This window comes from Pseudomonas phytophila (genome assembly GCF_025643095.1).
GTDB classification, from domain to species: Bacteria; Pseudomonadota; Gammaproteobacteria; order Pseudomonadales; family Pseudomonadaceae; genus Aquipseudomonas; species Aquipseudomonas quasicaspiana.
Genome location: NZ_CP081201.1, coordinates 3,789,056 through 3,802,543, shown reverse-complemented (window position 1 = coordinate 3,802,543; position 13,488 = coordinate 3,789,056). Strand labels below are relative to the sequence as shown.

General features: G+C 56.8%; 11 protein-coding genes. 6 read left to right on the top strand and 5 right to left on the bottom strand.

From position 1 onward, the window contains the following. Positions 1–171: 171 nt before the first annotated feature. Both K3169_RS17205 and K3169_RS17200 read left to right on the top strand, forming a co-directional pair. Complete coding sequence (locus tag K3169_RS17205) at positions 172–1,149, top strand: hydroxyacid dehydrogenase (RefSeq protein ID WP_231673683.1); 978 nt, start codon at positions 172–174, stop codon at positions 1,147–1,149. Positions 1,150–1,226: 77 nt separating this feature from the next. After that, positions 1,227–2,546, top strand: coding sequence for an MFS transporter (locus tag K3169_RS17200; RefSeq protein ID WP_122704098.1), 1,320 nt, complete (start codon positions 1,227–1,229; stop codon positions 2,544–2,546). Positions 2,547–2,624: 78 nt separating this feature from the next. Here the strand turns inward: K3169_RS17200 and K3169_RS17195 are convergent, their stop codons facing one another. Beyond that, the gene (locus tag K3169_RS17195) at positions 2,625–3,362 is read right to left on the bottom strand and encodes an IclR family transcriptional regulator (protein ID WP_263267228.1); all 738 of its coding nucleotides are present in this window, start codon (positions 3,360–3,362) and stop codon (positions 2,625–2,627) included. A gap of 793 nt (positions 3,363–4,155) precedes the next feature. Continuing rightward, entirely contained in the window at positions 4,156–5,520 is a 1,365-nt protein-coding gene (locus tag K3169_RS17190; RefSeq protein WP_231665855.1) for an MFS transporter, read from the bottom strand. 127 nt (positions 5,521–5,647) lie between these two features. Here K3169_RS17190 and K3169_RS17185 point away from each other — a divergent pair, with 127 nt between their 5' ends. Both K3169_RS17185 and K3169_RS17180 read left to right on the top strand, forming a co-directional pair. Beyond that, complete coding sequence (locus tag K3169_RS17185; protein ID WP_200866092.1) at positions 5,648–6,541, top strand: LysR family transcriptional regulator; 894 nt, start codon at positions 5,648–5,650, stop codon at positions 6,539–6,541. A 62-nt stretch (positions 6,542–6,603) separates the two neighbouring features. Next, positions 6,604–6,996 (top strand): hypothetical protein, encoded by a 393-nt coding sequence (locus K3169_RS17180; protein ID WP_263267227.1) that lies wholly within the window; start codon positions 6,604–6,606, stop codon positions 6,994–6,996. Between the two features lie 258 nt (positions 6,997–7,254). Here the strand turns inward: K3169_RS17180 and K3169_RS17175 are convergent, their stop codons facing one another. Both K3169_RS17175 and K3169_RS17170 read right to left on the bottom strand, forming a co-directional pair. Then, a complete protein-coding gene (locus K3169_RS17175) occupies positions 7,255–8,823 on the bottom strand; it encodes a lactate dehydrogenase (protein ID WP_263267226.1) in 1,569 nt (522 codons plus the stop codon). A 1,040-nt stretch (positions 8,824–9,863) separates the two neighbouring features. Then, a complete protein-coding gene (locus K3169_RS17170) occupies positions 9,864–10,970 on the bottom strand; it encodes a Gfo/Idh/MocA family protein (protein ID WP_027898608.1) in 1,107 nt (368 codons plus the stop codon). 398 nt (positions 10,971–11,368) lie between these two features. Between K3169_RS17170 and K3169_RS17165 the strand changes: the two genes are divergently transcribed. Continuing rightward, positions 11,369–12,919 (top strand): TerC family protein, encoded by a 1,551-nt coding sequence (locus K3169_RS17165; RefSeq protein WP_255879803.1) that lies wholly within the window; start codon positions 11,369–11,371, stop codon positions 12,917–12,919. 167 nt (positions 12,920–13,086) lie between these two features. Next, positions 13,087–13,338: a hypothetical protein gene (locus K3169_RS17160; RefSeq protein WP_263267225.1), complete on the top strand. Its 252-nt coding sequence runs from the start codon at positions 13,087–13,089 to the stop codon at positions 13,336–13,338. Here the strand turns inward: K3169_RS17160 and K3169_RS17155 are convergent. Then, positions 13,332–13,481, bottom strand: coding sequence for a hypothetical protein (locus K3169_RS17155; RefSeq protein ID WP_164706030.1), 150 nt, complete (start codon positions 13,479–13,481; stop codon positions 13,332–13,334). The genes K3169_RS17160 and K3169_RS17155 overlap by 7 nt on opposite strands. Positions 13,482–13,488: the final 7 nt, after the last annotated feature.

Here is a 13,488-nt window from a genome sequence, read left to right as displayed (position 1 = left end):
ACTGGGTTTATCTCGCGGTTTGCGTCCGCTTTTTTTGAAATTAAGGTCTGGGGTTGGCGTTTTCTATTATTTTTATTGCAACGCCATTTCATTATGGTATGTTTTTGCCAAGCCGCACTTTCAAACGGACGGCACAACAACGCACTCACACAAAAAATCCAAGGTGTGCACATGACCCGAACCATCCTTCTGACTGGTCCTCAACTGACGTCTGACGCTATGGCATTCGCCGCAGCGAAGGGCGTTCAGGTGATCCCGACCACGCCCTATGCGCCCGCCGAAGAACTGCTGCAGATCATCACTGCCAACCAGCCCGATGCGATTATTGTCCGCCAAGGCAATCTCACCCGGGAGATGATGGCTGCGTCCTCAAAACTCTCGATCATTGCGAAACATGGGGTCGGTTTTGACACCATTGATATCGCTGCCGCCGCGGAGCTGAAAATTCCGGTCACCATTGCGATGGGCGCGAACGCGCAGTCAGTGGCAGAGCATGCATTTGCCCTGATGTTCAGCGTCGCACGGCAGACCGCATTACTTGATGCGCGCATGCGAGACGGCCACTGGGACAAAGCCACTGCCAATGGCATCGAGCTGTCCGGGAAAACCCTTGGGCTAGTAGGGCTGGGCTCCATCGGGCGCATCCTTCTGGATCTGGTCACCCCCTTGCGGATGAAGGTGAAGATTTATGATCCGTACCTGGCTCGTCTCCCTGAGTTGCCGAACGTCGAGCGCGTCACCGACTTCAATGAGCTACTGCGGGACAGTGATGTCATCAGCCTGCACTGCCCGTTAACGGAAGAGAATCGCAACCTGTTCGGTGCCGAACAGTTTGCCCGCATGCGCCCCGGCAGCATCCTTATCAATACGGCTCGCGGTGAGTTGATCAATACCGAGGCGCTGGTCCAGGCGCTTGGCGAACGACGCATTTTCGGTGCGGGGCTGGACACCTTTCATCCCGAACCGCCAGCAGCGGACAGTCCGTTGTGGGGGCTGCCTTCACTGGTTGCCACACCCCATGTCGGGGCCAATACCGCAGAGTCCAGAGACAGGGTCGGCCTGTTGGTCACTCAGCAAATCATCGGGTTCTGGGAGGGTGTGCCGCCGGAGCCCCGTTCAGTGGTCAATCGTCACCTTCTGGACAATTGACAGGCCGCCGTTAAATGTCCTTTCGACATTTAACGTCTTGATATCAGATCTCTAAGAACAAGAACCAGGAGAACGCCATGTCCACCCCCTCAGCCGGGATCAGTGCCATTGAGCGAGCCACCATGCGTAAGGTTGCATGGCGCTTGCTGCCCTTTCTGATCGTTTGCTACCTGATTGCAATTATTGACCGCGGCAACATTGGTATGGCCTCGCTACAAATGAACCAGGATCTGGGGCTCACCCCGGCCATCTTCGGTTTTGCCAGCAGCCTGTTTTTCGTTTCGTACTTTCTGATCGAAGTACCCAGCAACCTTGCACTGCAGAAGTTTGGTGCACGAATCTGGATCGCGCGGATTATGGTGACGTGGGGGCTGATCTCGGCAGGGACGGCTTTTGTGCAGGGCGCCAATTCCCTTTACGTGATGCGCTTCCTGCTCGGTGCAGCAGAAGCGGGCTTCTTCCCCGGCGTTTTGCTTTACCTCACTTATTGGCTGCCTTCGGCTTATCGTGGTCGCATGGTTGCTATCTTCATGGTCGCCATTCCCGGTGCCAACTTTATCGGTTCGCCGCTTTCAGGCTTGCTACTGAGCCTCGACGGCTGGTTTGGCATGCGCGGCTGGCACTGGTTGTTCATTCTCGAGGGGATTCCGGCGGTATTGCTGGGTATTGCCTGTCTGTTCGTTCTGACCGATCGCCCTGAGCAGGCCAAATGGCTCGATGACGAGCAGCGCGGCTGGCTCACCAGTCGCCTGGCTCAGGAACGTCAGAGCAAAACGGCTATCGGCCATATATCGCTCTGGAAGCTTCTGCGCCATAAAGACATCTGGGTCATGGCGCTGATCTATTCTGGCGCGTCTGCAGCGGGCAGCACCATGAGCGTCTGGGCGCCGCAATTGCTCAAGACGTTTGGCTTGAGCAATATCGAAATCGGATTGGTCAACGCAATTCCCTACGGGCTGGCGTCGATAGCGATGATTATCTGGGGACGCAGCTCGGACAAGACCGGCGAGCGTCGCTGGCATACCGCGACGACCTTGCTGTTGATCACCGCCGGGTTGCTGCTGGCACTGGTTACATCTTCGCTTGTCGCTACGGTGTTTTTGCTCAGCATGGTGTTGATCGGCGCTTACTCGATGAAGGGTCCATTCTGGGCGCTGGCATCAGGTTGGCTTTCCTCGTCGACGGCTGCTGCAGGGCTGGCTGCCATTGGTGCACTGGCGAACCTGATCGGTGGCGGGGTGATGGTCAACGTCTACGGGACGATCCACGGCGCTACCGGCAGTTATGCATTGGCCTTGATGCCGCTGGCTGCGCTGTGTGCGGCCGGTGCTGTGATGGTCGTGGTCATGGGACGTAAACGTCTTAAAGAACAGAACATGGAGACTGCACAGGGCTGAATGTGCACGTTGACTGATTGATGCCGGGTCACCTCTGACCCGAACTAAAGGCTCAACCTTGATGGTTGGGCCTTTTTTTCAATCACGTGTGTCGGTGGGTGCCGCTACAGGATCAACGGGTAGCGAGAGGGCATTACCGCCCAGGCTACGCGTCAACTGCCGGGCTGTTTCGAGGAACAGTGTGCGAATCAGCTGGACGCGTTCGGCGGTCAGGCGGCTGGCCGGTCCGGAGATAACCAGCGCTCCAACCAGTTCCTGGCTCGTCGCGAAAATAGGCAGCGCGATTGAGGCTGCATGCGGATCTGTGGCTCCGCAGGAGTAGAACGGTTCAGTGAGCTCTCTGGCCACTTTGTACGGCGTACGCAAGGCTTCGGCGCTGGCCGCGTTATCCATCGGGCGTATGTCGCCGGGCTGCAGATGCAGGCGCAGGCTATGGGGGGAGTTGACCCTGAACTGACACAGGCGATAGGCGCCATGACGAACATAGAATGACGCCGTCTCGCCTGTTTCCTGAGTGAGGTGATGGAGCAGCGGAGTGATGTAGCGTTCCAGATCCAGAGAGTCCTGATAGACGGCATTGAGCCGCATGACTTCGCTGGCAAGCTGATACCGACCGTCTGCCATCCGGGTAATAAAACCATGGGTTTCCAGAGACACCATCAGACGCATGATGGTGCTTTTGATCAGGCCTGTCCGTTCGGCCAGTTCCGCCAGGCCCAGAGCCGAATCGCCGATTCGAAAAGCGGTCAGTACCGTCAACACGCGATCAGCCGAAGCGACACCATTTACCGTAGGACGAGGGCGCGTTTTTACCATCAGGGTCTCCTTCATTGAAATGGTCCGGGCCATGATCAGGCGGATCAGCGCTTTCGTCGCCAGGCAAGAGGCTGGTGACGCCGGGCGCTGTGAGCATTTTGGCGGAGGGAGATCTTACACCAAGGCAGGGCGGGGCTGTTGCATGCTGATCATTGATCGCCGGGCTGCCATTGCGGGCATCCCGGGCGAGGTCGTGTAGCAATAGAAGAGACATCGGAGCTGAGTCCAGAACAGGTACCGACAGAACCTGCGCAGTCCTGTGGGACCGAATTCATTCGGGAAGACGGCATTCCTGATCACGCAACCTCTGTGGCTGTACCGGCCCCTTCGCGAATGAATTCGCTCCCACGGGAATTGTGCCTATCTCAAGTTCAACGTGATCCTGTGGGACCGAATTCATTCGGGAAGACGGCATTCCTGATCACGCAATCCTGTGGATGTACCGGCCCCTTCGCGAATGAATTCGCTCCCACGGGAATTGTGCCTGTCTCAAGTTCAACGTGATCCTTTGGGACCGAATTCATTCGGGAAGACGGCATTCCTGATCACGCAACCTCTGTGGCTGTACCGGCCCCTTCGCGAATGAATTCGCTCCCACGGGAATTGTGCCTGTCTCAAGTTCAACGTGATCCTGTGGGACCGAATTCATTCGGGAAGACGGCATTTCTGAACACGCAATCCTGTGGCTGTGCCGGCCTCTTCGCGAATGAATTCGCTCCCACGGGAATTGTGCCTGTCTCAAGTTCAACGTGTCCTATGCAATAGCGCTGTCCCACGAGGTCCAGCGTTCACATTAGATCGCGTCCATCTTCTCCACAATCACCACCCGTTCAAACCGGCCGGCCAGCAGGCCATAAGACAGAAGGCCCAGCACGCCATGGGCCGCGACGAACCACAGGGCAATGTTAAAGGAACCGGTAACCGCGACGATGTAGCCGATCACCAGTGGTGTGATGATCCCGGCGATATTGCCGATGCCGTTGAACACGCCACCGCTGAGGCCGACCATGTTTTTTGGTGCGGTATCAGACAACACTGCCCAGCCCACCGCCGCCAACCCTTTGCCGAAGAAGGCGATGGCCATGACGGTGATAACCATCCAGTTGGCATCGAGGAAGTTGGCCGAGACCAGGATCGTCGACATCGACATGCCGATCATGAACGGTGTCTTGCGGGCGATTGACGGGTGTACGCCACGACGGATCATCCAGTCAGAGAGCATGCCGCCCAATACGCCGCCCGAGAAACCACAGATGGCGGGCAGCGCCGCAACCCAACCGGCTTCCATGATGGTCATGCCGCGTCCCTTGATCAGATAGATCGGGAACCAGGTGATGAAAAAGTAGGTGAGGGCGGTGATGCAGTATTGGCCGAGGTAGATCGACCACAAGGTGCGGCTGGTGAACAGTTGCTTGATTTCGCTGAGCTTTGCTTTGGGTTTTTTCGTGGTGCGGGTCAGCTCCAGGTCTACCAGTGCGCCGCCGTCACGCATGTATTCCAGCTCCCGAGGGCTGAGGTTTTTATCGCTGTGGGGCTCGCGGTAGAAGGCAAACCAGACCACGCTGAGCACCAGGCCCAGGCCGCCCATCCACAGAAATACATGTTCCCAGCCCCACGAATGGGTCAACCAGGCCATCAACGGCGTGAACAGCACCACTGCCATGTATTGCGCGGAGTTGAACAACGCTGACGCTGTGCCGCGTTCGCTGGTAGGGAACCAGCAGGAAACGATTCGGTTATTGGCAGGGAAGGCCGGCGATTCAACCAGCCCTAACATGAAGCGCATGGCGAACAGGCTGATGGCGGCCGAAGCGCCCATCAAGCCCATCCAGCCGACAGTGCCCTGCAGCATGGTGAAGATAGACCAGAGCACCAGACTGCAGCCATAAACACGCCGCGCACCGAACCGGTCCAGCAACCAGCCGCCCGGGATCTGGCCCAGCGCGTATGCCCAGGCAAATGCGGAGAAAATCACGCCGAGCATCATGGGATCCAGACCCAGGTCCTTGACCACCCCGGTGCCCGCAATCGACATGGTGGCCCGGTCGGCATAGTTGATGACGGTAACGATAAAGATCAGGGCAAGAATGAGAAAGCGATGGCGACCGACCCGGGCTTGCGCCTCGACCTGGTCCAGAGGAATGGATTTCGAAAGCATGGGGCGTCTCCTGTAGGGACGTTTTATTTTTGTTAGAAGATGTAACTCTGTCTTTCCCCGATAGTAGGAGCCTTGGTGGATATACGTCTAACATAGATGCTGGATAGGTTGATGCGGATTTTGAATCGTGGAATTGCACCAGTTACGATGTTTTGTGGCCGCCGCCGAAGAGCTGCACTTCGGCAGAGCCGCTACACGCCTGCATATGACCCAGCCGCCGCTGAGCCGACAGATCCAGCTGCTGGAGCGCTCGTTGGGCATTGTCCTGCTGGAGCGCAATAACCGTGGCGTTCGCCTGACGGCGGCTGGCCGGGGCTTTCTGCGCGATGCGCGACACATCCTGACGTTCTCCGAACAGGCAGGAAATTCCGCGCGGCGTCTGGCCTCCGGCGAAGTGGGCAGGCTGACCCTCGGGTTTACCGGGGTCAGCGCTTACAGCATGGTGCCGCAGTTGCTGGCCAAGGCTGCCGTTGAAATGCCGGAAGTGAAGTTCGTCCTCAAGGAGATGGTTTCCGATGCCCAGCTGGATGCGCTGTCAGCGAACCTGATCGACATTGGCCTGGTGCGTCAGGTCAGGGATCGAGAAATGTTCGATGCGCAGTTGGTGTATCGCGAACCGCTCTTAGTGGTGTTGCCCTCAGAGCATCCGTTGACCACACAGCCGTCGATTGCCCTCGCGGACCTTAATCATCAGCCTTTTGTGATGTACGCCGCGGATGAAGGCCGTTACTTCTATGACTGCATTGTCGGGCTGTTCGCCATGAGCGGTGTCACGCCGCGGTATGCCTATCATCTGGGCCAGACCCACGCCATTGTCAGCATGGTTCAGGCCGGTCTGGGGCTTTCGATTGTGCCGGCTTCGGCCCGGCAACTGCACAGTGGCGCTGTGGTATTCCGTCCGCTCCGCGACGCGACCCTGAATGCTGACCTGCACATGATTTCCCGTCGCGATAACGAAAATCCGGTGTTGCCCGCGTTCAGGGATTTGCTTAGTCGGGAGTTTGAACATAATCGGGGGTAAAAATGCGCCAATCCTGCCAGGGGTGATGGCAAAGTCGGGACAAGCCTCGGTATGCTGCGACCATGAGTACCACGCTACCGCTTCGTCAGCCTTGTCCCCCCGGTGCCTGCAATTGCGGGCGCGAACTGTTGCAGGCGGACGAGCTGCGGATTCTGGCGTTGACCCGCCAGGAGGAGAAACGCCTGCTTGAGCGTCTGGAAAACCTGAAGAGTCTGGCTGACCTTGAGCACATGCAGCGCAAGTTGTACGAGCAGTTGGGGATTCGACTGGAGGTGGTGCCGGGTTTTAACGAAGTACGCAGCATGCGCGGGATCGCGATCACTATCGACGAGCTGCCGGGGCTGTGTCGCAAAACCCGGCAGTCGATTCCTGCTGCAATCAGGCGATGCCTGGAAAAGAACCCCGAAATCGCCTACCGGTTGCTGGACGCTCACGATCTGTTTCGCGAAGTTTGAGTTCAGGCTGAACATCTATCAGCCTTGACGCTGATTTTCTGTAGTGCCCGTTCCTTTGTCCCTGACACCATGCTGTCTAGCAGCAAGCACGGACCCTGTAGGAGTGAGCTTGCTCGCGATTGATTTTTTCCTTCGATAAATCATCGCCTGATCTGGCGCTATCGCGAGCAAGCTCACTCCTACAGATCCTGTGTTTGCTGCGCGACAGTGCGGCGTCGTAGAAGAGATGCCCTACAAGTTTTGCGTCACGACCGGAAGTCAGCGAGCAACCGAAGAAGGATTCGACTGCAGCAGCACCTTGGCATGAACGGCCATCAGATCGTCTTCAAGTGTCGACTTGCCCGTCGTTACCCGCGAGCTGCGGTCTTCACGCAGGGCGGCGTCGATCATGCCCATCAAGTTACGCGACCTGGAAATCTCTTTCGGGGTGCTGATGGTGTCGATCAGTTTGCCCATTTCGTATCGATTGACGATCGTTGACTGCTGAACGCTCTGGGTAGAGTTGGCTACTACCAGCGCGCCCTTGTTATAGCCGATGCGGGTCGTGCTCTCGGCCTGATCATTGATCTGGTAGAAGTCGTAGTTTTGCGATTCCGCGGTATTGCCCAAGGCCAGTTTCGAGCCTGGGTAAATGCTCTTGTGGTACGACGCCTCGAGACTGGATGTCTGTTTCTGCTCGATGGATCGATTGGCGTCGCCTGCACCTTGCATGTCGGTAGTTTGCGAGGCTTTATAGGAAAACTTGTCGGCTTCGGCGGGGCGCATCGGGTTGCTGTGTTGGGCGTTTTGCGTCAGCGACACACTGAAATCAGCAAGCCCGGTCAACATCGAGCGATCCACACTGTTGAGGCTGGAGCTACCGCTCAGGCTCTTGGTGGTAGTTTGCAACGAAGAAAACGCATCCTTGAACAGCGCCATGAGGTCTTTGTCGCCCTGGCCCCGGTTTTGCGCTGCATCAAATTGCTTCAGGTAGCTTTCTACAGCCTGGGCTTGCTGTTGCGCGTTGCCCAATATCGCCGCGTTGTTTTTGACGCTTAACTGAACATTGCCGGTCGGGCCGTTCATTTCCACGGACCTGTTTTTTTCATCCGACTGGAAATTCAGCGTCTGATACTGGTTATCGCCCACTTTCAGGCGCGCGCTCAGGTCAATCGACGAGAACAGGGCCGGGTCCAGCTGGGTCAGGTTGCCGAGATTCAGGCGTGGCGTTTCGGCAGTCAGACCATCAATCGCTCCCTGAAAGGAGTCTGCCAAAGAGGCCAATGCCTCATTTTCCTCATCGCTCAGCTTGCCACCGGTCACATCCGCTTGCACAGCGAGACCGTCATCCTTGCTGGTCAGGTTCAGCGTGATGGTCGCGCCGCTAGCGGTTTTCAGCGTGAGGGTGATGGTGTTTTGGGTATTGCTGTGCAGCTGAGCCTGAGCTGATTTCAGCGCGGCAGCGTCTTTTATACCGTCAGTGCCGGATCTGATGACGGACTGGGAGATTGAGTTCGAATTGCCGCTGGCAAGCTGTTCCAGCAGTGCAGCACCCAGGCCCTGAAAACGTCCGGCCGTGGATTTAGCGGACATGTTGCCAGTGAGGACTGTGGTCACTGCATCGCTTGTTTTTTTCTCAAAGAACAACACCGAATCGGCGTTGTTCAAGCTCCCGCGACTGGAGTAAGTGGCGGCATCTGCGACTTTTGAATCCTGACCGAGCATCACAACGGAGGCCGGTGAGCTGGCCAGTGTCAGAGGTGTCTCGGTGGCGCTCACCGGTACGGCAGCGGAGGCTGGTGTGGTGATGAGCGGCGTGCTGGCAGTGACTAAAGAGATTGAGGTCATAGCGCTTCCGTGCTGGCTTATCTGGATTTGTATCTACTTTGTAGCGGCCAATAGCAGGGAAACTTTAGGTTGGAGTGGGGCGCGAGTAAGCGCGGGAGGGACCGTATGCTGCGATTTAAACGCCAACCTGTTGTGTCCATGACACACCGCTGTAGCGAAGCAAACGGGCGAGACGTTGGACCTGCGTCGTCAGAAATTTCGCTTCGCCAACAAGTTGGCTCCTACCGGGTTTGCGTTTCAATCTATTATCGAAGTGATGTTTGATGAGCGCGCGCCTTGTGTCCATGACACACCGCTGTCGCGAAGCAAACGGGCGAGACGTCGGACCTGCATCGTCAGAAATTCCGCTTCGCCAACAAGTTGGCTCCTACCAGGTCTGCGTTTCAATCCATTATCGAAGTGATGTTTGATGAGCGCGCGCCTTGTGTCCATGACACACCGTTGTCGCGAAGCAAACGGGTGACCCGGTAGGAGCCAACTTGTTGGCGAGACGTCGGACCTGCATTGTGAGAAATTCCGCTTCGCCAACAAGTTGGCTCCTACCGGGTCTGCGTTTCAATCCATTATCGACGTGATGCTGGATGAGCGCGCGCCTTGTGTCCATGACACACCGTTGTCGCGAAGCAAACGGGTGACCCGGTAGGAGCCAACTTGTTGGCGAGACGTCGGACCTGCATTGTGAGAAATTCCGCTTCGCCAACAAGTTGCCTCCTACCAGGTCTGCGTTTCAATCCATTATTGAGGTGATGCTGGATGAGCGCGTGCCTTGTGTCCATGACACACCGCTGTCGCGAAGCAAATGGGTGACCCGGTAGGAGCCAACTTGTTGGCGAGACGTCGGACCTGCATCGTCAGAAATTTCGCTTCGCCAACAAGTTGCCTCCTACCAGGTCTGCGTCTCAAATCATTATTGAAGTGATGCTGGATGAGCGGTGACCGGGGTTACAAGGCCAGCGATTGCGGAGTGTCAGGCATACCGCTATCGCTGGCCTCGTAACCTCGGTGAGCTCCAGGGGAGTCATTGCTGGTCAGCCAGATGTTTACTCATTCGGCTCATCGGTATTGATGTACTCCGGCACTTTGGCCAAAGGCAAGCGGCGGGCTTGTTCGATGCTGATGCCCGGGCGATTCGGAAGCGGGTCGAGTTTCTGAGTCTGGCCCGTCTCCAGGCTGCGTTCTATGGCCGCCAGGACACGCACATCACGCCAGCCTTCGTCGCCATCGGGCTCAGGCTCGCGGTCTTGCAGAATGCAGTCTGAGAAGTACTGGGTCTGGCCGCCAAACTGGTCCACCACAGGGTGTTCATGTTCTTTGGTTTCGTCACCGATGATTGCCCGGTAACTGATCGCGACGCCTTCACCAAAACCGAAGCAGGGCGACGCTTCAAACTCGCCCTTGGTGCCTATCACTTGATAACGCTGGGTGCCCGGCAGGCTATAGCTGACGGTAAATTGCGCCAGTCGCTCTTCCGGGAAGCGCAAGGTCACGCTGACGGTATCCGGCGTATTGATTTCGCGCCCTGGCGTGTGAATGGCCACGGCATGAACTTCCAGCGGCTCGGCATCGAACAGGTTGCGTACCGCGTTGATCGGATACGGCCCCATGTCCGCTGCAGGTCCTGCCCAGTAGCCATTCTGCATGCGGTGATTCTTTGGATCGGTGGTCTGCGCAAAGGTCGCCGTGAACAACCGGGGATCGCCAATTTCGCCTGCGCGGATACGGCCGATCATCTCGACAGTGCCTGGCTCGAAATGCAGCCGATAAGCGATCATCAGCTTGGCGCCGGAGCGCTGGGCGGCTTCGGTGATTGCAATGCAGTCTTCTTCGCTGGTCGCCATGGGTTTTTCCAGTAATACATGGATCCCGGCTTCCAGGGCAGGCACGGCAAATTCCCGGTGGCGGAAATTAGGCGTGGCCAGGTAAATCGCGTCGATTTCCCCAGACTTTAGCAGCGTGTCGAATTCGCTGTAGTCATAGCTTTTCAGGTCGTAAAGCTCAGCCAGTTTATCGGCTTTTATCGGGTCGCCAGTCACCAGTGCAGTCATTACCGAATTATCAGTCTGATCGACGCCCGGCATGAATGCGCCTTGGGAAATCCAGCCTCCGGCAACCACTGCGTAACGAATTTTGCCCTGTGCATCTGGCATGAGATAAGCCTCCAGAATCGCCCGACGTTATGCCCGGCCTATATAGAAAGGGCATGCTCAGAAGCTGGAAGTTCAAAGCAATTAGCCGGACCGGGCGAAATGATGTCAATCTTTGTAATACTTTTCGTGAGTGGGAAAGTGACTTTCTCGTTGTAGGATCACATCCCGTAATAAATCTCAGGATTGTATGAACACCGTTCAGGAACCTCCCGGTTGCTTTGCTTCTAACCGCTTTGCTTTTAATTTGAGTCTCGATCCAGCTTTCCCCTCAGGATCAGCTCGTCTGAATACCCCCTTCGATAATCCGTCTAGTGTGTCCTGTGCGGCCGACGTTTGTTCACGTTCGGCAGGCTTACTGACATCTATCAAATCCCGTTTGCGAGAGATTCAATAGTTCTATGGAATGGATAGCTGATCCCACGGCCTGGCTTGGCCTGCTCACTCTGATCGTTCTGGAACTGGTGTTGGGCATCGATAACCTGGTGTTCATCGCGATTCTCGCGGACAAGTTGCCGCCCGAGCAGCGTGACAAGGCGCGAGTCATTGGTCTCTCGCTGGCGTTGATCATGCGCCTTGGCTTGCTGGCCAGTATTTCCTGGATGGTCACGCTGACTGCGCCACTGTTCGAACTGTTCGATCACAGCTTCTCGGGTCGCGACCTGATCATGCTGTTCGGTGGTGTGTTCCTGCTGTTCAAGGCCACCATGGAGTTGCACGAGCGACTGGAAGGTCATGTTGCCGAACGTACCAGCAACGGCACGTATGCCCGATTCTGGCCCATCGTCGCGCAAATCGTGGTGCTGGACGCCGTGTTCTCTCTCGACGCGGTGATTACTGCCGTAGGTATGGTTGAGCATCTGGCCGTCATGATGATTGCGGTGATTTTCTCCATCGGTCTGATGATCATCGCCAGCAAGCCGCTGACCAAGTTCGTCAACTCGCACCCGACCGTGATCATGCTGTGTCTGGGCTTCCTGATGATGATCGGTTTCAGCCTGACCGCCGAAGGCCTGGGCTTCCATATCCCTAAAGGCTATCTGTATGCGGCGATTGGTTTCTCGATCCTGATCGAACTGTTCAACCAGGTCGCTCGCAAGCGTCGCAAGAAGTCGCTGCACGGTGCGCGGCCTATGCGTGAACGCACCGCCCACGCCGTGTTGCGGCTGCTGGGTGGCCGCAAGCTGGACGCCGATGAGGTGGGCGAAGAAATCGCCGACATGCTTGAAGGTGAACAGACCGAGGCGGTGTTCCACCGTCGCGAGCGGGTGATGATCAGTGGTGTGCTGCAACTGGCTGAGCGTCCGATTCGCTCGGCTATGACACCACGGGCCGCGGTGGATCTGATCGACGTGTCGGACGATCCGGAAACGGTTCGGACCAAGCTGATGCATTCGTCCTATTCGCGCCTGCCACTGATTCGTGAAGGCCGCGTGGATGAGCCATTGGGCTTTGTGCACAAGAAGGAGTTGCTCAAGGAACTGCTGGCCGGCAATGAGCCAAATCTGGAGTTTATGGCGCGCAAAGCGATCAACCTGCTGGACAGCTTTTCGATCCTCAACGCCCTTGAGCAGATGCGCAAAGAGTCAACGCACATCGCTTTTGTGGTCAACGAATTCGGCGATTTCATCGGCTTGTTGACCATGACCGACATTCTGGAGTCCATCGCGGGTGAGCTGCCGGATGCCAGCGAAGTGGAAGGTCCGGATGTGGTGGCCGAGGACGATGGTTTCATCGTCTCTGGCGGCCTTAACCTGAGCCAGGTGCGTGAGCGGGTCGGTTTTCAGGCCCATGCGACCGAGGATTATCAGACCCTTGCCGGTCTGGTGATGAGCCTGCTGGATCGCTTGCCGAGGATCGGCGACAAGCTCGATTGGGAAGGCTGGGACATGACGGTTGTGGGTGTCGAAGAACGACGTGTCACCCGGGTTCTGTTGCGCAAGCCCCAGTGACCATCAAGTGATAAAAGTCCCGCTGTTGCTGGGGAAGCGCGAGCCAGACACCTCGCGCTCCAGCATCAACGAGGCTGATAATCAGTATTTTAAAGGGTGGTTTTTCATAACGCGGTTGTGACCTTAGATTGGCCCCATCACTTCGAAACAACTATTGGAGCCACATCATGAAACGCACTATCGCTTTGAGCTTTGCCCTTTCGATCCTGACCGCTACCGGCGCTTTTGCCAGTACTTCGCCGACCCAGACTGTCGCTGCGGCCACTAAGGTTGCAGATCGTTCCAGCGTCGTTACTCCTGAAGTCCGCGTTGCCGGTGCCGGTAACAAGACCTTCGACCGCGCTGAAGTGAACCTGGACAAGAAAGTGGTCGTAGCAGAAAACCGCAAAGAATTTGGTTCGCAGTATCAGCGTTATTGATTGCGAGGTCCGAACAGGAACAGCCCGGCTAACCGGGCTTTTTTGTGTTCATTGCAAACGATGGCTTTGTTGGAGCGAGGCTTGCCCGCGAACCAGTCGACGCGGTTGACCAGACCCACCGCGTCATCATTCTTCGCGGGCAAGCCTCGC

Excerpts from the sequence above, each read along its gene's own strand:
- K3169_RS17170 (WP_027898608.1), bottom strand. The coding sequence starts at position 10,970 with ATGCCAGATGCACAGGGCAAAATTCGTTACGCAGTGGTTGCCGGAGGC.
- K3169_RS17180 (WP_263267227.1), top strand. The coding sequence starts at position 6,604 with ATGAGTACCACGCTACCGCTTCGTCAGCCTTGTCCCCCCGGTGCCTGC.
- K3169_RS17190 (WP_231665855.1), bottom strand. The coding sequence starts at position 5,520 with ATGCTTTCGAAATCCATTCCTCTGGACCAGGTCGAGGCGCAAGCCCGG.
- K3169_RS17160 (WP_263267225.1), top strand. The coding sequence starts at position 13,087 with ATGAAACGCACTATCGCTTTGAGCTTTGCCCTTTCGATCCTGACCGCT.
- K3169_RS17200 (WP_122704098.1), top strand. The coding sequence starts at position 1,227 with ATGTCCACCCCCTCAGCCGGGATCAGTGCCATTGAGCGAGCCACCATG.
- K3169_RS17205 (WP_231673683.1), top strand. The coding sequence starts at position 172 with ATGACCCGAACCATCCTTCTGACTGGTCCTCAACTGACGTCTGACGCT.
- K3169_RS17195 (WP_263267228.1), bottom strand. The coding sequence starts at position 3,362 with ATGGTAAAAACGCGCCCTCGTCCTACGGTAAATGGTGTCGCTTCGGCT.
- K3169_RS17165 (WP_255879803.1), top strand. The coding sequence starts at position 11,369 with ATGGAATGGATAGCTGATCCCACGGCCTGGCTTGGCCTGCTCACTCTG.
- K3169_RS17175 (WP_263267226.1), bottom strand. The coding sequence starts at position 8,823 with ATGACCTCAATCTCTTTAGTCACTGCCAGCACGCCGCTCATCACCACA.